Below are 22160 nucleotides of genomic sequence, written 5' to 3' on the forward strand. Positions count from 1 at the left end.
GTAGCGTAAAAACATGATTTTTTTATTAAAAAAGATGTCTGAATTTTCTCTTCGACCGGATATAGAATAACCGAAATTACATTATCCCAAATGAGATAACCAGGAGCACAGGCAATTAACCTTCATTTTTCGAAATAATTCCGTAATAAATAAAACATTAAAATTCGAAATTCTATATTAAAACTATATAGACGAAATTATAATTTGCATGAATCAAAAAAAACTCATCCGTTCATGCAGAAAACTTAATAAACTATTTCCGATTAAATAAAAATTTGAAAATTACACTGATGAATTCATCTTCACTAATCTTTTTTGCGTAGTAAAAAAGACCATAGGCTTTCTGAAATATTGCGTCAGCAAAAATATAATTCATACAAAATACTCCTGCCTCAATGAAAATCCAGGAAAAAACTTTTTTAGAACAACACAAGTAAAGGGTATTCTAGTTGACATATCCCATTTAGGGGAATCATATATTTTCCGATTAAAAAAGGAAGGAGAGGTTCATTTATGAAAAAGGAACTTCTATCGATAGGATTAGTCGGATTACTCTGCTTATCCTCGGGAATTTCAGTCTCTGCCGCAGATTACGGTGTAGCTGGTTGCGGATTCGGGTCTCTGGTTTTTAAAGAAAACAAAGGTGGTCATCAAATTTTGGCTGCTACTACAAATGGTACTTCGGGCAGCCAAACTTTCGGAATTTCAACCGGAACTTTGGGATGCGCAACCGATGGATTAGTCCAAAAAGAGAAAGTACAAGAAGTATTTGTTTCCCTTAACTTCAATTCTTTGGAAGCTGAAATGGCTCAAGGAAAAGGAGAAAAATTAGAAGCTCTTTCAGGACTCCTAGGATGTTCCACAAATGGAATTGCACAACTAGGAGAATATACTAAGTCAAATTTCGATGTATTGTATACCCAAGAAACCACTCCTTCTTCTTTACTCAGCGCGGTAAAAGACGGGATCAGAAAAGACGCAGTGCTCTCTAAGAGCTGCAAAATTTAAGGAGAAAACTTCATGAAAAGAATATTAGCAGTATCTCTATTTCTCGCTTTAGTAGCTTCTCCACTTTACGTTGCTTCCGCTAAACACGGCGCTGCAGGATGTGGTTTGGGTTCAATCGTAATCACAGAGAACAAAAAAGTTCACCAAGTGATCGCAGCTACTGTAAACGGAACTGTGTTGAACCAAAGTTTTGGGATTTCTACCGGAACTTTAGGATGTGAGACAAGCGGCTTTACTCAAAAACAAGCTGAGCAACAAATCTTTGTTCACATGAACTTCCAATCTTTGGAGCAAGAATTTGCAAAAGGTTCTGGTGAAAAAATGGAAGCCTTCGCTTCTTTGATGGGTTGTTCTGATGCGGGAACTTTCGGAAAAGTAGGAAAAGAAAAATTCTCCGCACTTTTCGACCAAAACACTCCGGATTCCTTTTTGGAAAAAATGAGATTCGAAGTAGCAAACAACTCCGATTTAGTCGGAAGTTGCAAAATCTAATAACACCTTTTAACTAAGGTCTAATTCCCTTCTCCGAAAGGAGAAGGGAACATTCGTTCAATCTAAAACTTTAAGTGCCAGCAAAGTCCTATTCTCTTTTTATAATATTCTTTCTATATTCTACCTTCGGAACTTTCAGCTCTTCTTACGCAACAAGCACGGAAAAGATCATAGAATACCAAAAATTGGCAGAAACCAAAAAACTTTGGGAAGATAGGTATTGGATCCTTCTATTACATTATACTAAAACCACATTCGGGAATTGGGTGAGCGAGGCAGACTCTTCTACTTTTTTCCTTTCCGGAGAAGGACAAAAAAATCCAGAAGAAGAACTATATTCTGCAATCCAGGCATTTATGACTCCCGAGTCCCCTCCTCCGGGAGAAGAAAACTGGATGCATCCAGCATGCAAATTCCCAGAAAGAAAAAGATGGATCCAAGAGAAACTTTCCATCCCGGATTCAGACTTTGCAAAGGTTGATTGTTCGAGATTTGAAAAATGGTTTGCAACTTTGAATCCAAAGGGCGCAAAAATCATATTCGCTTCTTATTATATGAATGCCCCTGCTTCCATTTTCGGGCATACCCTCTTAAAATTAGATTCAGGAGATCCGAATAGAAAGGAAATTTTAGAATATTCTGTAAACTATGCAGCAAACGCAGACCCTGCAACTACTAATGCAATCGTATATTCTATTTTAGGTTTATTCGGCGGATATCCAGGAACATTCTCCTTATTTCCATATTATGTTAAAATTTCAGAATATAATGATATTGAAAGTAGAGATCTTTGGGAATACGAGCTGGACCTGAAAGAGGAAGAAGTTAGAAGAATGACAAGACATCTCTGGGAATTGGGAGCTGCATCATTCGATTATTATTTTTTAGACGAGAATTGTTCTTATCATCTATTTTCTTTGATAGAAGTAGCAAGGCCAAGCCTTCATCTAAGAGACAAGGCTCCTTTCGTGATCCCAGGAGATACAGTTAAAAAGTATATTGAACAGGCAGGTCTTGTAAAAGATATCAAATACAGACCTTCTCTACATAGCAAAATTATACAAAAACTAAGAAAAATGAACGAGGACGAAAGAGAACTTTATGAAAACGTAATGAATAACGGAAACATCTCTCTTTTGACAAATAAAGAACCCGATCCTAAGATCAGGACTTCTTTTCTCTCGGACACCATCTTGGATTCATTTCGTTATAAAAAAGCAGAAGGAGATTCTCCCAAAGAATGGGATCAAACTTATAAACAATTACTTTTATTTAGAAGTAAACTCACCGACCACTATGAGGATTCAGGATATTCGCCTATCACCCAAAGTCCTCATGTGGGTCACGGTAGTTCTGCGTTATATAACGAAGTTGGAACGTCCAGCTTAGGAAATTTTGTAGGTTTCGGTTACAGAGCTGCCGTTCACGACCTTTTGAATACAGATCAAGGTTATATTCCGAATTCTTCCGTGGATTATTTTTCCTTAAAGGCAAGGTATTACCAAGACTCTAAAAAATTACATCTGGAAGAATTTCATATAATTCGAATGCTTTCCTTAACTCCTTATAATTCGTTAGGGCGTTCCATTTCTTATTTCGTGGACTCAGGAGCAGATTCATCTGTTTATAAAAAGAAAGGAAATGAAGAAGATAGAAAACTTTTGGAATGGCAGGCATTACTCCGGCCAGAAGATCTATCTTACACACTTTATAGATTGGATGATGTTTCTAAATCTGAAAAATATGAAAGGGTCACAAATGCAAATTTAGAAACTACGTTTGGTTATAGTTTCCAGGATCAATTTTCAGAAGGTCCAAAACGTTTTTTATTCTCAGCTCAAGCAGGAGCGAAAGTAAGGTATAACGGCAAATATGATACCAACGCAGTTGTAGCTCCTCAAATCGCTGCTTATTGGATCGCAAATTTTGATTCTTTTAAAGCTGTATTATCTTTACATTATTATACTTTTTCGATTTACGGGGTCCCGGATGATTATAAGGCACAATTAGGATTTCGTTATGCAATCCATGCCAATCATGAATTGAGATTAGAGGCGAAAGCCCAAAGGAATTATAATGAAGCCAGCTTCTCTTATGTGTATCAATTTTAAATATATTCTATATTCAATTCTTCTTTTTCTATTTTTGAATAACTGTTCCTCCATGTTATTCTATCCGAATCGGGATATGTACATTCCGCCTGAAAAAATGGGATTTCAGCCTGAGAAAATTTCTCTTAAAATGAAAGATGGAACAAACATAAAAGTTTGGATTTTCAAACCTTCTAAAGTAAAAATCAAGGCAAGCATCCTTCAGTTCCATGGAAATGGAGAAAATATGTCCAGCCATTATATCAGCCTTGCTTGGCTGGTAGAAAAAGGTTATGAATTAGTGATATGGGACTACAGAGGTTACGGAGATTCTGAAGGAGAAGCGGAGAAAGAATCTATATTAGAAGATTCTAAAGAAGTTTTAAAATTCCAACAGAATAGAGCCAAAGAACTTGGGATTCCCTGGATTGTATACGGACAAAGTCTGGGTGGAGCACTTGCAATCAGAGCCGTGGGTGAAATGCAAAATAAAGAAGGATTATTACTCGTAGTTGGTGATGGAACTTTCGCGTATTATTCTCATGTGGCAAAAACGGTGGCAGAGAGAGTGTTTTTCTTTCCGATAGGACAGTTGGTTGGATTTTTCTTCTCTGATTATTTAAGTCCTGGAGAGGTGATAGATCAAATTTCTCCAGTGAAACTTTTAATAGTGCATGGAACTGAGGATCAAATCGTTTCCTATCCGAATGGGATGGAACTTTTTCAAAAAGCAAAGGATCCTAAGATTTTCTGGGAAATCAAAGGTGGAGGACATTTAGATTGGCTGGAAATGGGAAGATCTAAAGGAGCCAAAAATTTCGTAAAATTTTTAGATGAGATAATCTCTCATTGGAATCCTTAATTCTCGGCGGAGATCCGATACATTCTTTTACCTTCCAATAAAGATCTTAGCGCGTCTTCCGGTTTTGACTCTTGTATGAATAGTTCAGGTAAGGAGAAGTTCCCAGTATTATATAGAGCTATTGATAAGAATATGATCTTACCTTCTTTTGCTATAAATACTTTTTCGAAATCTCTACATTTCAGTGCATAAACACCAGGAGTAAGCTCCAAAGTTTTATATTCTCCAGAATCCAATCCAAAGTTTTGGAATAAACTGCGATTCCCTTCTTTAAAAGATCCTGGATATTTATATAATTCTACTGAAAAGGAGAAAAAGGACTGAGCCACTAGTTGCGGCCTAAGCACGTAAATCAATGCACTATCATCCTTTGCTTTTTTAAGTTGGTCGAATCTTTTGGTACTTGCGCAAGATCCAAACCCTGAGGCCAGACAAATACAAAATAAGAAGGTTCTAAAGTAGAGAATGTTATGAAAAAATCTGGTAGCTCCTTGGGCTCTACGGTTAAAATTGACCTTAATTCGAGGATTTTTCATGAAAATTGAGTTCACACCCGAGCAGTACGAAACCTTACTAAAATCCACCGCGATCTCCAGCTGGATGATCAATGCATTTAATGAAGGTGACGAGGAACTAAATTCCTACGCCGAACTCGAGCAATACATACTTTCCTTTGCAAAAGATTTTGGGAAGCAGGAATTCGTAGACTACGATGCTGCTGACAATGTATATTTCCCTACTCGCAAATTCGAAGATCAAACGGATATATTCGATATCATTTCTGATTACGATAATGAATTATTCTGGGATGAACTAATCCATAGAATGGCCAGAAGAGATTTCCTGCAAGAGTATGGAGAAACTGGTGTGGCTTCTATGGCTATCGAAGAAAGGATCGAAAAAGAAGCTCCTTATATCAGTAAATATGAAGAGGTATTTACCAACCAAGGCCTGGAGAATATAGACATCCGTCCTTAATACATGTTTGACCAGGAACCTTTCGGAGTTTTAGAAATTGAAAACCTTCTACCCAACTTAAGAGGAGAAGGTACATTAGGAAAAAGAAAAATAGAAATCCCTTATTCTCTTCCCGGAGATGTATACGAAGTATACAAATTCGGAAAAAGAAAGGTATTCTATAAATGGAATCCTACTCATTTAGAGCCAAGAGTATCTTCTCCTCAATGCCCAAGTTTTGGAGAATGTGGTGGATGTTCCGGTCAACACCTACCCTATCTTGAACAATTCAAATTAACATCTGAACCAATCCTTAAAGGATTAGAAAATTTCAGTCCTATCAACAAAGGTATATCTCCTGCCGAATCTTCTTACTCTTACAGAAATCGTATGGACTTTGCAGTCTTTCCTGGACGGGTTGTTGGTTTAAGAATGTCAGGAAATTTCAGAAGGATTGTTCCAATAGCGAACTGTTCCATCCAAACTGACTGGGCAAATTCTGAAATGCCTCTTTTCCAAAAACTTTTGGAATGTTTTCCTGAATTAGAATATGATCGCAAAAAAGAAACCGGTTACCTTAAGTATTTTACTCTTCGAAAATCAGTGTTTAACGATGACTCGATGAGTATCCTTACATTCACAGAAGATTTCAAAAATGAAGATCTGATGAATCAAGTGGCTGAAAAAGCAAAAGAGATCCTTGGTGCTAAAAACATAGTATTCTGTTTTAATCGCAAAAAAGGAGAAATTTCTGCCTCAGGAGAAGCGATTGCTATCAGAGGAAATATTTATTTGATAGAAGAGATCTGGGGTAAAAAGTTCAAAATCCCTTTTGATGGATTCTTCCAACCAAATCCTAAAGAGTTCATTAAAATTTTAGAATTTATTAAATCTAAGATTAAACCAGCGGAGAATCTTGCAGATCTTTTCTGTGGAAGTGGATTTTTTTCCATTCTATTTGGGGAAAATTTTTCACGGATCTTGGGGATCGATATTATATCTTCTTCCGTGTCTGCAGGTGAGGAGTTCCTACAGGATATTTTCCCGGACAAAAAGATAGAATTTCTTGCGTTTGATCTATTTCACAAAAAAGGTTTGGAGAAAATGAACTCTGCGAATCTTCCTTGGAAAGATTCAGTAGTGATCGCAGATCCCCCCAGAAGCGGTCTTTCTCCCGAATTATGCGCCTTCTTAAATTCTAACCCTGTTTCCCAACTGATTTATATTTCCTGTAATCCTGAAAACTTGCTGAGAGATGCCCGCATTTTGGAAGAATCCTACAAAATGGAGGAGTTCCTACTCTGCGATCCCTTCCCTCAAACTCCTCATTTGGAAGCAGTATCCATCTTCTCCCCTAAAAATCGCTGAAGGGAATCCGATTTTCCTTCGATAGTAAGTACCAAAGGTATACGAAACCGACAGGTGCCTATGAAACGACTTTCTACTATCATTCTATCATTCTTAATTTTGGCGGCTTGGGGCTGTAATACCGTCATCATCCGCCCTTGGAATGCTCCGAACGCTATCAAAACTTCCGAAAAGATCAGAGTCTTCTTAGGAAAAGCAGAATCTGATCTGATGATCAAAGCGGATGGAGTAATTTTCGTATATGATGTGAATGATCTTCTGATCAAACGTGCATATGATATGATTTCTTTGGATGCTAAAAAATTGAAAGCTCCAATCCGTTTCGTAGCGGACAATCCTGGTTTGGAATATAAGGGAAGAAAGTTCAGAGGAGAAATTTTACTCCAACCTGATAAGAATGGCAACGTTCTACTCATCAATAGAGTTCCATTAGAAGAATATTTATATTCTGTTGTTCCTTCAGAAGTTCCTGCTGGCTGGCCAACTGAGGCTTTAAAAGCACAAGCAATCTGTTCCAGAACTTATGCAATCAGAGAGATCCTGAACAAAAAGGATACTGCTTATGATGTGGAATCCACTGTGAATTCACAAGCCTACTCTGGTATGGTTAAAGAAAATCCAAGAACCACTCAAGCTGTTCGTGATACAGAAGGTGTTCTTGCAGTTTATGAAGATGATCCTATTCATATGTTCTTTCATTCTAATAGTGGAGGAAGGACCGAAACTCCAGACCAGGTTTGGGGTGGAAAAAGACTTCCTTACTTAGAATCTGTTCCTTCCAGATTTGATGAAGCAGGTGATAATTTCGTTTGGAAAGAAATTTTAAACCAAGATAAAATGGACCAAACTCTTTCTTCCTTAGGTGTTGGTTCTATTCAATCTGTCCAAGTTCTTTCCAGAACTCCTTCCGGTAGAGTGGATCTTTTAGAAGTGATTGGTAAACAAGGGACTTCTAAGATTAAAGGAAAAGAATTCCGCAGTTTACTAGGAACTTCTGTGAAGTCTCTTCGTTTCGGTATCAAGAGAGAAAGTGAAGGATTTTTGATCAAGGGTATGGGCGCGGGTCACGGTGTAGGCTTAAGCCAATGGGGAAGTTTCGGTATGGCGAAACAAAATTTTACCTACGCCGAGATCATTCGTCATTATTACCAAGGAATTGAATTCGCTAGGATCACTAGGTAATTTTTTCACACAGAGAACACGGAGAACAGAGAGTTGTTCTCCGGAGACTGCTTTGTCCCCAAACTTATTTTAAATCTATATAACTATTATATTCTCTAACAATCCCTGACTTTCCTCTCTACAACTTTGCCTTTCTGCGTGAGAATTTCTCGGGTTCCCATTCAACTCTGCGCCTCTTCTACCCTTCTTTTCCTTGCGTCCTCTCCTAGAGAATGCAAAATAGGATCATGTCGAATCCGACAAACAAGATCTTAATCCGAAATCTAACCAAGTCCTATATAAATGGAAAACAAAACGTTCCGGTCCTGAAAGGGATCAATCTAGACGTTGCAGATACTTTTTTAACTTTGATGGGTCCATCAGGTTCGGGCAAATCTACATTTTTGAATATTCTTTCTGGGATTGACCAAGCAGATTCAGGAGAAGTTTGGATCGGTGGCAAAAACCTAAGCAATTTTACAGAACAAGAACTTACAGAATATCGTAGGAACGAAACAGGGATCATCTTCCAATTTTTTCACCTTCTTCCTTATTTAAGCGCTTTGGAAAATGTGGCCTTACCTCTTTATATTTCAGGTTTAGGAAAATCAAAGGCAAGAGAAATTGCTAAAGAAGCATTGGAGAAGGTTGATCTTACCCATAGATTCAAACATAAACCGGATGAACTTTCCGGTGGAGAACAACAAAGAGTAGCAATTGCAAGAGCGCTCGCAAAACGACCAAGCATTGTTTTGGCAGACGAACCTACCGGAAATTTAGATACGTACCACGCTCATAAAATTTTAGAACTTCTGCTGGAGTTACAAGAGAAGGAGAAGTTTTCCTTATTCATAGTAACTCATGATAGAGAGATCGGAGAAAAAGGAAAGATCCGACTTAAGATGAAAGACGGGCTCATCCTACATGAACAAAATCCGGCCTTGGATCTTGTATGAATCTGTATTTCTTATTCTTATACGAATATTTTAAAACTCATCTTCCCAGATTTATATTCGCACTTTTAGGAATTTCACTAGGTGTAGGCCTATTCTTATCCACAACAAGTAATGCAAACAAAGCAGAAAAGTCCCTCGTCGATTTTTCCATGGGGTATTTGAAAGGAGATTTTAATCTAAAAATTTCTCCAAGTAGACCCGGCCAAAGCCTTGATTGGCAAATCCTTTCCGAAATACATTCTCATCCAGATCTTAGAAATATTTCCGCAGTCAGACCCAGAATACAACAAGAAGGAATTTCTTCAGATAATCTAAGAGTTCTGTATATGGGAATGGACTTAACCAAAGAACATTTAGGCATTCCCTTAAAAGATGGCACAGGATCCGAATCTTCTGGTCCATTAGAAAAAACGTATGTGTCTAGATCCTTAGCAGATAAATATAAGGGGCGCCCTTTTTCTCTTCTATTAAATGGAAAAAACTGGGAATTTAAAGATTATATCTCGGTAGATATGGAAGGCGGATTTTTGATCATCGAAGATATTTCTTTGATCCAAGAAAAACTCATCGAGTTAAATGGACCGGATTATCTTCTTTTAAGATCGTCTGATCCAAATCTTTTTCAAACGAAAGAAAACTTACAAAAGATCTTAGGTGCAAATATCAAAATAGAAACCTCTGAAGAGATCCAAGAAAAATCAGCGAATGCACTTCGTTCTTTCCAATTAAATCTTCTAATCATTTCTTTTATCTCACTTTTGATCGCATTCTTCATGGTTTCCAATACTATGACCGGCTTGTATTTGAGTAGAGAAAGAGAATTGGGGATCTTAAGAACATTGGGATTGGATGTAAAATCTTCTATTTTTCTTTTTTTAAGCCAGTCAGTTTTGCTCGGAAGTATCGGTACAATTTTAGGGATTATATTTGGAATATTCTTCTCTGGTTTAGATTTTTTTCGTCCCGAGTCTGGGCTTGTAGATAAAAATTTATTAGCAACTTATAGTTCTATTTCTCTTTTTGATTTAGGTCTCGCTGCGGGACTCGGGATCTTAGGTTCAGTTATTTCTTCGGTTTATCCTGCGATACGAGCAGGAAAGGTTCCTCCCCTTTCCATCTTACGAGATTCCCAAAAAGAAAAAAGACAGATCCCGAATTCAAGATTAGCAATTTATGGTGGGATCCTGTTTTTTGCTTCTTTAGGAATTTCCAACATTCCTTCTCCCTGGAAACTTCCTCTCCCAGGTTTACTTGGCGTGGGAGGTGTGACAATTGGAATCACATTCTCTTTTCCTTATTTACTATCCTTATTCAGTTCGGGTGTTTCTAAAATTCTAGATAGAAGTGATAAAAGTTTTCCTTTTTTCAGAATAGGCCTGGAAGAATTAAAAGAAAATCCAGGAAGAAACACTTTGACTGCGGCAACTGTGATGCTTGCAGTTTCTTTGGTTTTATGCTTAACCATTCTTACGGACAGTTATAAAAAATCCCTGAATGATTGGGTAGATTCAGAATATCCTTCCGATTTTACGATCATCAATGATCGCTTTTTCCATTCAGGTATCCACGGTGGAGTTCCAAAAGATCTTCCAGAAAAAATCAGAGATTTAGGAGTAAGTTCTTATCTGGATGGATTTTTGGTAAATACTTCATTCGATACAGATAAGGGAAATTTTATCATTCACGCTTATGATTTTTCAGTCTACCAAGACAAAGCAGAAAGAATTGAAAATGAAGTAAAAGAAGAAACCGATGTTTTAATTTCTTCCAATATGGCTCATTTGAAAAAACTAAAAGTGGGAGATGTTTTAGTCGCCCAAACTCCTTTCGGTAAGAAAAATTTTCATATCAAAGGGATCAAAGAACATTTCTTTTCTGAAAAAGGAACAGTGATGATGGACGTCCGTTCCTATGAAAAAAATTTCGAATTTAAGACCTTAAACTCTATTAAACTTTTCTTAAAGAAAGAATATTCTGATACGTCCGGTGTAGAATATTCCAAAAAGAAAATTATGGATTTTATGAAGTCTGATCCAGAATACAAAGATCTGATCTTACTCGATTCTACACAACTTAGGGAAATTTATCTATACGAGATCAATAAAGTGTTCAGAGTTTTGGATTCACTTAAAGCGACTGCAATTCTGATCTCTGTCATTTCCCTACTTTCTTCTCTGGTCCATACCTTATATGATAAACGTAGGATTTTGGGCCTTCTCAAATATTTGGGAGCCTCTCAGGATCAACTTGGGATTATCCTGAAAACTGAGTCGGTTTATCTGACTGGATTCGGTGCATTCTTCGGGATCATTTCTTCTCTAATCATGTCTCCTATCATTCTTTATGTGGTGAATAAGAATGCGTTCGGTTGGACACTCACCTTCTCCTTTTTGCCAGAAACCCCGATCCTCATCCTAATTTTTGCACCTATCCTGGGTTGGATTTCAGCGGTTTACCCTCTGCGTTTATTGAGAAAAATGAGCTTCCAGCTCAGTCCGGAATGAGGAAAACTATCTTGATTCAAAACTAGCCCGGAAGTAAGTTATTCCTTCAATGGCTACTCAGCTGGAAATCGCCCTGGAACTTGCGGAAGAGATCAAAAAGATCAACCTGCAAGAAGACAATCGTATCCCTTCTTCCGATTCTTTTTTGAAAGATATGATCGCATTCTTTTCCAGGGATGTGCATGAGATCCGACAAACCCTGGAAATGCTCCGGGAAGCTAAGTATATTTTTATTATAAAGATCGTTCTTCCGGAACAATCCAAAAGTGCCAGGGACCAAGATCAGGGAGTGGATGCGTATATCTACGCTGACCTAAAGATCGTAAATGAACTGAAAGGTTTTGCGGAGAAAAAATTGGAGAAGGCCTATGAGGCCACTTATTATAAAAGAAAATCTCCCTTCCAGATCACGCGCGAATTATTCCCTAAGATCAAAGAACATAATAATACTCCTTTGGGAAGGTTTATCAATATCGCAGTGATGTTGGAAGAATACCAAAGGGTTCTCACTTCTGCCCCGAATGATTATGATGATAATAGACGCAGAAATTTATTATCAGAATTATTGGAAAGAAGTGGGACTCCTGTTGCAGTTGCAAGAGACATTCCAGATTACGAGATCACTTCTTTAGGCGGAGGTGGAGGTTCTCCTTTAGGTTTTAAAAGAGCAGCTGATGCAGTTGCATCTAACGATGTAGCATTTAACCCTAAAAGTCCTTGGTCCAGGCTTACTTCTAAATTTTCAGTGGAGTTTTTAGTCCGTATTCATTTGAGAAAATATGAATTTGATACTGTGAGAAAACTTATCTTAGGCGGAAAATTAGTAAGTTTTGATGATCTAAAATATGTGAGAGATAGTGTCCAGACTATGGAGAACCATATACATCTGGATCCTATCTTACAAAATTTTACGGAAGAGATGACTGAACTAAGAAGACTTGCTCAGAAAAAAATGAATATCCTGAAAGGTATTACCAATTCAGGTTCTATCCAAAATTAACCCACTCGAAATATCGAGCAACTAAAACGATCAATAATACTACTAAGATAAAGATATAACGCCTTCTTGCCGAATATCCAGTGTCCATTCTATCTTTAGGAAAATAGATTAAAAACAAAAGTGCATTCGCTACGAATACGATAAAGAGTGCGTCTTGTTTTTCTTTCCAATATCCGCTTCCGAAAGCGATTGCAGCACCAAGTGAAGGTAAGAATGCGATTAAAGTTTTCCAACTTAGTACTTTTGTATCTTCTTCAAAAATTTTTGCCTTTTTGCCGGACTTCTTCTCTAATTCACTTAAAAACTGATCCATATTTTCCAAATTTAGAATCGGGATATAAGTTCCTTGTTTAGAGATGAGTATAATTCTTTCGTAACCCCTAAATCTATCTTTTTCGATACTTTCAAGGTCTCGGAATTCGAACTCCATACATTGGCCTTTCGCGTTCCATTGTTTTAAAGAAGAAGAGTCCAATTCTACCTTGGCACCTTCTAATACTTTTAACTGCCTTCTGTAATTTTTTAAAAGAAGAAGTATAAGCACTCCGCTCAAGAGAAGATACATGGAAAGAAATGCGGATCTTTTGTCCAATTCTACCTGAACAAAACTCACTCCAATGAATATTACAAAAACTGAAACAACAAGTCCAGTGCGGATCAGTAGTTTTTTCTTAAAAACGGGAGAATCGTAATTAAATACGGACATTAGTCTAAACTTCCGAATTCAGATTTTTTGAACAAAGGGAAAACTTTGATCCCTTCGTCTTCGATTGCCTTTTTGCCGCCTTCTTCTCTGTCCAAAATGCAGATACATGCAGTTACTTCTAATCCGGCGTCTCTCAAACTTTTGATCGCTTGCAAGGTAGAACCTCCAGTAGTGATCACGTCATCCACCACCACACAGGATTTGACCGCGTTTACTCCACCTTCTACCAAATTTTTGGTGCCATGGTCCTTGGCTTGTTTTCTGACGATCAAAGGGAATACGTTCTTGGATTGTTTACGATATTCTAAAGAGATCCCGAAACAGATAGGATCTGCTCCCATTGTGAGACCACCGAACGCCTCTTCTGAGTCCAGACCGGATTCTGGGAGATGTTTTTCCACAATATACTTACAAAGTAATTCTAATCTTTGAGGATGGAGAGTGATTTCCTTACAATTAAAATAATGCCTGGATTTTCTACCACTGGCCAGGGTGAACGGTTCCTCTCGGAAACGATAGGCGTGGGTTTGAATGAGTTGAAATAATTCTTCCCTCAAAGCGGATCTCCCTCGGGCATCGCCCGGAATTCCATGATAGTAGGAACTCCTCAGGAAAAAACAGATTTTTGAGCCGGATCGGAGCCACGGGGAAAAATTCTAAATTTCTGAATTTTTTCGCAACCTAGACCCTCGATTCTGCTCTTATCAGAAAAACCAAGACGGGAAAGCCGACATGGAACAAACGAAAAAGAAATTAGCGTTGAAGACCACAATCTTCTTAATAGCGACTCCGATCATCGGGGTCATTGGGACGGGTGCCTTATTATTTACTAGAGGTATTCCATTAAACACATGGCTTGTGTATCTATTTATGACCGCAGCAACCGGGCTTGCGATCACCGGGGGATACCACCGTCTATTTTCGCATAGAGCTTATAAAGCTTCTTTGCCAGTAAAACTGTTTTATATTCTTTTTGGAGCGGCTGCGTTCCAACAATCAGTGATCGAATGGAGTTCTGATCATAGAATTCACCACAGATTTGTAGATAAGGAAGAAGATCCTTATGCGATCACAAAAGGATTCTGGTATGCTCATATTCTTTGGTTATTCGAGAATAGAGATCATAGAACCCCAGTTAATGTGAACGATCTTTACGAAGACAAATGGGTGAAATTCCAAGACGATCATTATTATCCGATCGCTATCTTCATGGGATTTTTGTTCCCTACTCTTCTTTGCGCCCTTTGGGGAGATGCATTGGGTGGATTGTTACTAGCAGGTTCTTTAAGAATTGCTGTGAACCACCACATGACATTCTTCATTAACTCTTTGGCTCATTATAAAGGAGATCAACCTTTCTCTGATAAACATACTGCTAAAGACAATTGGCTCATCGCATTGTTTACTTTTGGAGAAGGATATCATAATTTCCACCATGAGTTCCAAGCCGATTACAGAAACGGTATCCGTTGGTTTGATTATGATCCGACCAAATGGTTGATCAATACTTTCGCATTCTTTGGTTTAGCAAGTGATAGAAAGACTATCTCTGAAGAACAGATCTTGCGCAAAAAAATGATAATGGAAGAGAAGGCTCTACGTGAAAAATTAGAAGCTAAATCTCAAACCTTAAATCAAGGATTTGAAGAAAGATTAGAGGCTTTGCGTAATTCCGTTCAGGAAAGCCAAGCCAGAATGATTACTTTAAAATCTGCGAAAGAAGAAGCGGGCAAAAAGGCCGTTAAAGAAGCTGAGTCTGATTATAAAGTGGCATTGAACACTTGGAAAAGATTCGTTTCTGGAGATCTTGCGCCGGTCTGATATTATTCCCAGTACCTGATCCATTGCCCTCCTTCGGGAGGGCTTTTTTCATTCAAATATGGTTTCCGATAGCGTTAGGGTCTCCTAACTGAGAAACATCCACTTCTACTTTCAATTTATGTTTCCCTCCTCCGAATAAGATCCCTTTCAACGGAGAAACATCCGAAAAATCTCTGCCTAAAGAAGTATGAATATACTCATCGGTGATCGCTTTTCCATTTGTAGGATCGAAGTCGAACCAACCTTGACCGGGACAATAAACAGAAATCCAAGCATGAGTTGCATCACTTCCTCTTAATTTAGGTTTTCCAGGAGGCGGATACGTTTCTATATAACCTGAAACATATTTGCAAGGCAAACCCATAGAACGAAAAGCAGCCACAGAAAGATGAGTAAAGTCCTGACAGACTCCCTCTTTTTTTTCAAGTACCTCGTCCAAGGGTGTATAAATATTAGTACTTCCTGCCTTAAACTTAAAGTCTTCTCGAAATCTTTTTACATATTCCAAAACAGCTTCTTGATACGGACGATCCATTGGCAGATATTTTTCTAAAAAGTTCTTATAAGAAACGGAACGACTTACGAAAGGAGAGTCTCCTACAAATTCCATTGCTTCTATATCTTCTTTTTCAGTAACTGTTTTCAGTTTTTGTAATATTTCAGAGGCAGAGATTATAGCTTGGTCTTTTTTATTCTCAGGTTCAGAAGTAAAAACTTTTGCTTCTGCAGTGACTGACAGAATATTATGAGGTGTTTCCACTGCAAATGAATATACAGTATTTCCAAAATAGTCGGTTCTGAATTCAGTATATTTAGGTTTAGGAAGAATTTCTATTCTAAACTCTCTGCAAATCTGTCTCTCATTAGATGTAGGACAAAGATGAGCCAGATTCAAACAATGAGAAACTTCCTTCTCGTAAGTATAATGTGTCAGGTGACGAACTGAATACTCAGCCATAAGGTCCTCCCAATCTAACTTGGTTTTCCACATAGCGGAAGTATTTCGTAGCAACTGCGTCAGAGACTGATTTCAATTGGGAAAGAATATCTTCGAGCCATCTGCGAAGTCCTCCGGCTGGATCCGCATATTCGAAAAGTCGTTTTGCATCTTCTTCGCTGAAACGAACTAAAACATCTGTGAGTCTTTGGATCTCTTCTGAAATTTCTTCGTCTTTTCCGGAAGAAGAGAATAATGTATTCTCTCTTAATCTTTCCAACTGAAATGCGAGTGAGCGAGGATTACTTTCGTCGAAGATCAGAATATCCACTACTGATTCTGCTTCTACCCTATATTTATAACGTCTTCTGTAAGTGATCCGAATATCGTTCACATTCAAAAGACTTTCGAATATACTTTTATTATATACAGAAGATCTTTCGATTGTGGAAAGTAAGAGCCTTGCTATGAACTGCGCTCTTTCTAATCTTTTTCCCATATCCAGGAAGAAGTATCCAGTCTCGCGGCTCATACTTTCATTCGCAAGTCCGGAGAGAGAGGCAAATAGATTCACAAGCTTTTGTAGGTATTCCAACACTTCGTCGTAACTTGAATTTCTAGGAGTTTCTGATTCTAATCTGGAGATCAAATAACGTGTATCGTCGGAAATCCTGTCTCGAACCGCTTTCGTACTTCCTACAAAAAAATTCAAGTCATGGCGGATGCTTCCGGAAGAATAAGGAGAAGTCGCTAATTGGAAAATTTTCTCTCGGATAGAATCCAAAGAATCCAATCCATTTGTTTCGAAAAACCCGAGACTAAATCCTGAAAGTTGGTCCAAGATACCAAGTAAAATAGAGAATTGTTCTTTCTCGTAAGACTCTTCTGCTTCCAAGATCTTATGAACTGTCTCTCTAAGAAGCCTAGACATATTCTCTGCACGTTCCGCATAACGTCCCATCCAGAACATATTGTCTGCAACTCTACTCGGAATACCGGAACCTTTTCTTTTGATAGGCATTCTTCCTATCTGGCCAGGGAGAAGACTGAACTCCTTCTTCTCTTCCGAAGCTAAGATCCAAAGATCCTTGGAAATGGCTCCTCTTTGGTTTGTGATAATAAGTTCATCCGCCTTAGTAGAAACCCTCACGAGTCCACCAGGCATGCTTGTATATCCATTCTCGGAAAGACAGGTAAAAGTTCTTAAGACTGATTTACCGATCAGTAATTCTTCTGAATCGCCTGAAAAAATTGGAGATGTAGAGCCTGTGAGAATTTCTTGTGCCACGTAACGTTCTGGTCTTGCTTCTACCTTGGTTCTTAGGTCCAGCATTTCACTTTCTTTCAAAGTAGAAAGAAAGACAGAAGGATCCAAAGGAGAACGAATTGCCGGCTTAATCGTATATTTATGTGGATTGGAGAATACTTCTTTGCGAGAATTTTCATCTCCCATCCAAAGAGTTGGAACATTTGGAAGGATAAGATCCTCTCCCAAATAAAATTTACATAGACTAGGAAGATATGCATGAATTGCGCGATTCTCTAAAAATCCGGAACCGATTGGATTTGCAACAGTGATAGTCCCTGCTCTCACTGCTCCTAAAATACCAGGAACTCCCAATAGAGAATCTCCCTTTAACTCAAGAGGATCCATATACCAATCGTCCACACGACGGAAGATCACATCCACTTGTTGTAAACCTTCTATCGTTTTCAGAAATACCTTATTATCTCTAACAGTTAGATCTTCTGCCTGGGCTAAAGTATATCCCAGATATCCTGCGAGATACGCATGCTCAAAATAAGTTTCGTTTCCAGGGCCTGGAGTAAGAAGAATAGTTAGTGGTTCTCTATCTTTATTAGAAGAAAATGAATTTAAAGTTCTTCTTAATGCCCTGAAATATAATGCAACCCTATGAACTTGAGAGTCTCTATAAAGAGAAGGAAAAATACGAGAAAGAACAATACGATTTTCTAAAGCGTATCCCGAACCGGAAGGAGCCTGGACTCGATCTCCAATTACATAAAAATTACCTTGGCTATCACGGCTGATATCTGTGGCAAGAAATGCCAAACGGAAATTTGTAAAATCATAAACTGGAGCACATGCTCTTAAAAATCCACCGGATTGGAATAGGATCTCGTGAGGGATCTTTTTTTCGTATAAAGCCCTTTTAGGACCGTAAACGTCTTTTAAGATTTCGTTAAGTAGTTCGGATCTTTGGGCAAGACCTCTTTCGATCCCATCCCATTCTTTACTGTCCATGAGAAGAGGAAAAAGATCCAGTCCCCAGGCTCTTTCTCTTTCGTCTCCGTAAACATTATACGTTACTCCGCTTTCTTTTAAGATGCGGAGGCTATCCTCTTTGCGCCTTCTTAATTCTGCGCCACCTAGATTATTTAAAGAACGAAGTAAAAATTCGTATTTGTCCCTAGACTTTCCGTCAGGGAGGCATAGCTCGTCATAGACTCCTGGAGCAGGCTTATATCCGGAGAGAAGATTTGCGGCTTGGGAAGTTCTCTGATTCATCTTCCGAGAGACATTTTCATCTCCCGTCCGAATTTAATCCAGCTTTAAAGTAGCCCCGATATTGATTTGTCTGTATGGTCCTTGTTGGATCCCCACAGGAAGTCTTCCGGAAATATAGACTCTATCTTCTAAATTTTTTCCGTTCACGAAAATCGACCATCTTCCGCCTGGAGCCTCATACCCAAAATCAGCATTCCAAATTCCATATGCCGGAACGATACCTTGGCTTCCATCCGTGCTTTGATTTTTGGTATTCTGCAAATCAGAATATTGTTTATCAAAATACTGATATTCTACTCTGGCATAAAATCCCTGGGGACTTTTGACTCCGATTGCACCTATAAAAACATTCATAGGAACATAGGGCAGATAATTTCCATTTGTGTTTACTTTGATCAAATTTCCAGCGGAGTTAACTGCAAACAAAGGTTGGTTTGTGATACTCACGGTACCATCTGCATTCTGTACTGTGCCTACAGGAACGTAAGTAGTAGAGATTGCTTTTGTATAAGAATATGTAAACTCCAGAGGAATTTCCCATTTGGACTCGGCAAATTTTCCAAAGTCGAAAACAAAATTACTCTCCACCCCTCTATTCACCGATCTTCCCGCATTGATAGGAACGGCACCTAGTCCTGATCCGGCTTCATTTGTATTTACGATTTGATTCGAAAAATATAATGCGTAGGTACTAACTTGAGTGTAGAAGTAGCGGGTAATATTTCCTCTAAAACCTGTTTCATAATTATTGGATCTTTCTGCGCTGAGCTTATAACCTAAACCTAATGCAGGGTTTTGAACGGTGGAAAATGTAGGAGGAGAGAACGCGGTGTGTGCACCTGCAAACCAAATAAACTTTTCGGTAATATCAAACGTAAGTCCAATTCCAGGCAGAACTACCTTTGTATAAGTTTCATTTGCATCATTTACTAAGATGGATTGTCCAACAGTATTTGCGTATCCTTTAGTAACATCATCCGAAGTAGCAAGCCTTCTGTGGGTATAAACACCTTGGAAGATATGTTCGTAACGAACTCCAGGGATCACCTTGAACTTATCAGTCACTTTGATAGAATCTTGCACATATAAAGCATAAGCTCTTGCATTACGATTCTGTTGTTGGGTAGTAATACCTTTTGTAAGAGTTGGATAAGGAAATACATTATTCGCAGCATTTACAGATTCATAATGCATTCTTGCACCAAACGCGATCTCATGATCAAAACCGAATGTATTAAATTTACCTTCTACCTTAGTCTCCAGACCTCCAGTTTTAAAGAAAGAGTGTCTGTTTGGAGTGGAATTTAACATGTAAATCACATCTCCAGGCTGATTTCCAATCACATCTGGAGCATAAACACCAAAAGCATTTTCAGGAGGTCTTGCAGGAAAACCAAATTCAGTCAGATTATTATGAGAATAAGATTCTTGGCGAAATAAGAAGCCTACATTTGTCCAATAAGCTCTTGTGATCATCTTCCAATTTTCATTAAAAGTATGATCATGACCAATCACTGCAGCCTGTCTATCAATCGACTTTTGGTCATATCTAGCAGGATTGATCCTTGGATTTCTCCAATACAGACCTTGGGTGAGTCCCAAATAAGTGGATTGGGCCTCTTGTTGGTAGGATTGGTATTTTAGAAAAACTGAATCCTTCTCACCTAATTTCTGGATTAACTTTAGATTTAGATCGTTTACTCTAAATCCTTGGTAGTCTCGAAAACCATTTCCTTGGTTACGCATATAAGAAATATCATAACCAGTATTTGTAGTTTGGTTAGTCCCACCATATTGTAGAAGACTGGAAGCGTAACCATTTGTTCCTCCGATCACCTTTGCACTAAACGTAGGCTTTTCAGGAGGTTTACGAGTCACATAGTTCACTATACCACCTAAAGTGGTTGGCCCAAAAAGAATGGAGCCTGAACCTTTCACAACTTCCACTCTTTCCATTCTATCTATATGAGGCACAAAATAACTTTCAGGTTGTCCATAAGGACTCAAAGAAGTGAAAACACCATCTTCTAAGATCAAAGTTTTCCTAGATTCTTCGTTACTCACACCTCTGAATGCAATATTCGGAGTAAGACCAACAGCGTCTTGGTAACGGATTGTAGCGCCTGGAACCCTGCGCAGAGCTTCCATAGAATCGATTGGATTTGTTTCTTTTAAGATTTTTTTACCGATCACACTCGCAGAACCAGGGATTTTTTTAATATCATCATCCTTGGCTCCGATCACATTGATCTGTCCGCTTTCTAAAAATCTTCTTCTCTTTTCCGCAATAGTCTCTTCTTGTTTAGCAGCTTCCTTTTTAACAGGATCTTCTTGTTCTGCTTCTGACTGGTTAGTGCCGTTTGTCCCAGCATTTCCGTTTGGCTGGGAGAAGAGGAAAGAATTAGAAAAAATTAAAATACTTAAAATAAGAGAAGAACGGAATCGTTTCTGGAACATCAATCTCCGTCCCCTCCTGGTCCACCTGAAACAGGATTCGCCCCGGTAAGAGCGGCGAGTTCAGTATTCATAATTTTTAATAATTCACTTAGGTCTGCGATACTTGCTTTAATTGCGGCAAAATTTGCAGTATTAGAACTTCCCCATGCTGCAGGAGGATTAGATGTTGAAGGAGTAATATCTCCTAAATGTTCATCTAATTCTGCGATCTCTCCTTTGATCTCTTCATCCAGGTCAGGACTATAGAACTTTACATAATCTGAAAGTCCTGCACCCGTACCATTTCCAGTATAGATCGCTTTAAAAGTACTGAAATTATCTATTAAATTCTGGAAAGATTCTCCTGAAAATCTGGACTCTGCACGATCCGACTTTGGAGAAGAGCCATTCCCTCCTGCCGAAAGTCCTTCCGGAATTTCCAGTTTTCCATCTTTCATAATGCTTACAAGTTGGATGGCTCCTGATAAAACAGCATCTAACGCAGCTCCAGAACTTGGGAACGTAGCGGAAGTCCCGTTGCCCGCAGTCGCAAGTTGTGTTCCCAAAGGATTTGTTCCACCCGCATCCCAGGCAGTAGTCACATTAGAAGCGTGTCCACTGTATTCTAAAACTAATGCTCTTAAGAGTGCAGCTCTTCCATCAGGAGCAGAAGGAAAATCAGAACAACTCGGTGCAGTTCCTCGATTCACTCCAGCTCTACTAAAAAGAATATATTCTATTGCACTAATACCCTTAGCCTTATTTTTCATTTGGCCAATGGCTTGTTGTGCATCCGAAAGATCTCCGACAGTAAATGTATCCAAATCATCCAACTCAGTTGTATTAGGTGAAGACTCTGTTAGATAATTGATTAAGAACGGATCCATCCGAGTAAAGTAAGCAAGAGTAGATCCAAAACGAAAAGGTTCTACTTTTTTGAGATCAGATTTATGAGCAATCCATGCTGCTTGCGCAGTAGCCAAAGAATCAGAAACACAAAGATCGTTCGTTGCATTTACAAGATTTACTCTACTTGTTTCTAAATTCACAAACAGAGGTGGGATTACATTATTTCCTAGATTCTGCAAAAGAGATCTGGGATCGAATGAATTGAACATCTGATAAAGATATCCATTCGTATTCGCCGCACCTGATGCGGAGTTTTTATGAGAGCAAGAAATCAGAATAGAAAGTGAGAAGATAGTTAGAATGATCCAAACGGTAAGGATCAGCTTTTTAATCCGGAAAAACCTGCCGAATCGTCCGCTTCTGACAGAATTGTTTTGTCGCATAGTTCCCTCGAAACTGGGCTCTTTATCTTGAGAATCAGAA

General features: G+C 38.5%; 18 protein-coding genes. 11 read left to right on the top strand and 7 right to left on the bottom strand.

Features of this window, described 5'->3' with window-relative positions:
• Positions 1–513: 513 nt before the first annotated feature.
• The 4 genes from CH362_RS16665 (at position 514) to CH362_RS16680 (ending at position 4452) form a co-directional block, all read left to right on the top strand.
• The gene (locus CH362_RS16665) at positions 514–1008 is read left to right on the top strand and encodes a DUF3015 family protein (RefSeq protein ID WP_100711450.1); all 495 of its coding nucleotides are present in this window, start codon (positions 514–516) and stop codon (positions 1006–1008) included.
• Positions 1009–1020: 12 nt separating this feature from the next.
• Entirely contained in the window at positions 1021–1500 is a 480-nt protein-coding gene (locus tag CH362_RS16670; protein WP_100711451.1) for a DUF3015 family protein, read from the top strand.
• A gap of 74 nt (positions 1501–1574) precedes the next feature.
• A complete protein-coding gene (locus CH362_RS16675; RefSeq protein ID WP_100711452.1) occupies positions 1575–3611 on the top strand; it encodes an Lnb N-terminal periplasmic domain-containing protein in 2037 nt (678 codons plus the stop codon).
• On the top strand, positions 3577–4452 hold the full coding sequence (locus tag CH362_RS16680; RefSeq protein WP_100711453.1) for an alpha/beta hydrolase: 876 nt from the start codon (positions 3577–3579) through the stop codon (positions 4450–4452). Before CH362_RS16675 ends, CH362_RS16680 begins: the two co-directional genes overlap by 35 nt.
• Here the strand turns inward: CH362_RS16680 and CH362_RS16685 are convergent.
• Positions 4449–4988, bottom strand: a complete 540-nt coding sequence (locus tag CH362_RS16685; RefSeq protein WP_100711454.1) for a hypothetical protein — start codon at positions 4986–4988, stop codon at positions 4449–4451. The two genes, CH362_RS16680 and CH362_RS16685, sit on opposite strands and share 4 nt — an antisense overlap.
• On the opposite strand from CH362_RS16685, the gene CH362_RS16690 reads away from it, so the two are divergent.
• The 6 genes from CH362_RS16690 (at position 4987) to CH362_RS16715 (ending at position 12398) form a co-directional block, all read left to right on the top strand.
• Positions 4987–5430, top strand: a complete 444-nt coding sequence (locus CH362_RS16690; RefSeq protein WP_100711455.1) for a hypothetical protein — start codon at positions 4987–4989, stop codon at positions 5428–5430. The genes CH362_RS16685 and CH362_RS16690 overlap by 2 nt on opposite strands.
• Positions 5431–5433: 3 nt before the next feature.
• On the top strand, positions 5434–6777 hold the full coding sequence (locus CH362_RS16695; protein ID WP_100711456.1) for a class I SAM-dependent RNA methyltransferase: 1344 nt from the start codon (positions 5434–5436) through the stop codon (positions 6775–6777).
• Positions 6778–6837: 60 nt separating this feature from the next.
• A complete protein-coding gene (locus CH362_RS16700) occupies positions 6838–7959 on the top strand; it encodes a SpoIID/LytB domain-containing protein (RefSeq protein ID WP_100711457.1) in 1122 nt (373 codons plus the stop codon).
• Between the two features lie 227 nt (positions 7960–8186).
• Positions 8187–8894 (top strand): ABC transporter ATP-binding protein, encoded by a 708-nt coding sequence (locus tag CH362_RS16705; RefSeq protein ID WP_100711458.1) that lies wholly within the window; start codon positions 8187–8189, stop codon positions 8892–8894.
• Positions 8891–11398, top strand: a complete 2508-nt coding sequence (locus CH362_RS16710) for an ABC transporter permease (RefSeq protein WP_100711459.1) — start codon at positions 8891–8893, stop codon at positions 11396–11398. The genes CH362_RS16705 and CH362_RS16710 overlap by 4 nt, the downstream gene beginning before the upstream one ends.
• Positions 11399–11447: 49 nt before the next feature.
• Positions 11448–12398 (top strand): hypothetical protein, encoded by a 951-nt coding sequence (locus CH362_RS16715; protein ID WP_100711460.1) that lies wholly within the window; start codon positions 11448–11450, stop codon positions 12396–12398.
• On the opposite strand, the gene CH362_RS16720 is transcribed toward CH362_RS16715, so the two are convergent.
• Positions 12385–13104, bottom strand: a complete 720-nt coding sequence (locus CH362_RS16720) for a hypothetical protein (RefSeq protein WP_100711461.1) — start codon at positions 13102–13104, stop codon at positions 12385–12387. The genes CH362_RS16715 and CH362_RS16720 overlap by 14 nt on opposite strands.
• Positions 13104–13661 (bottom strand): orotate phosphoribosyltransferase, encoded by a 558-nt coding sequence (gene pyrE / locus CH362_RS16725; protein ID WP_100711462.1) that lies wholly within the window; start codon positions 13659–13661, stop codon positions 13104–13106. Before pyrE ends, CH362_RS16720 begins: the two co-directional genes overlap by 1 nt.
• 175 nt (positions 13662–13836) lie before the next feature.
• On the opposite strand from pyrE, the gene CH362_RS16730 reads away from it, so the two are divergent.
• On the top strand, positions 13837–14925 hold the full coding sequence (locus CH362_RS16730) for a fatty acid desaturase (protein WP_100711463.1): 1089 nt from the start codon (positions 13837–13839) through the stop codon (positions 14923–14925).
• Positions 14926–14977: 52 nt separating this feature from the next.
• Here CH362_RS16730 and CH362_RS16735 read toward each other — a convergent pair whose 3' ends face one another.
• Genes CH362_RS16735 through CH362_RS16750 form a run of 4 tightly spaced genes read right to left on the bottom strand, consistent with a single transcriptional unit; the run spans position 14978 to position 22120 of the window.
• Positions 14978–15883 (bottom strand): transglutaminase family protein, encoded by a 906-nt coding sequence (locus CH362_RS16735; protein WP_100711506.1) that lies wholly within the window; start codon positions 15881–15883, stop codon positions 14978–14980.
• Positions 15876–18392, bottom strand: coding sequence for a circularly permuted type 2 ATP-grasp protein (locus tag CH362_RS16740; RefSeq protein ID WP_100711464.1), 2517 nt, complete (start codon positions 18390–18392; stop codon positions 15876–15878). The genes CH362_RS16735 and CH362_RS16740 overlap by 8 nt, the downstream gene beginning before the upstream one ends.
• Positions 18393–18425: 33 nt before the next feature.
• Entirely contained in the window at positions 18426–20849 is a 2424-nt protein-coding gene (locus CH362_RS16745; RefSeq protein ID WP_100711465.1) for a TonB-dependent receptor family protein, read from the bottom strand.
• The gene (locus CH362_RS16750) at positions 20849–22120 is read right to left on the bottom strand and encodes an imelysin family protein (RefSeq protein WP_100711466.1); all 1272 of its coding nucleotides are present in this window, start codon (positions 22118–22120) and stop codon (positions 20849–20851) included. Before CH362_RS16750 ends, CH362_RS16745 begins: the two co-directional genes overlap by 1 nt.
• Positions 22121–22160 lie beyond the last annotated feature (40 nt).

The organism is Leptospira saintgironsiae, assembly GCF_002811765.1.
GTDB lineage: Bacteria > Spirochaetota > Leptospiria > Leptospirales > Leptospiraceae > Leptospira_B > Leptospira_B saintgironsiae.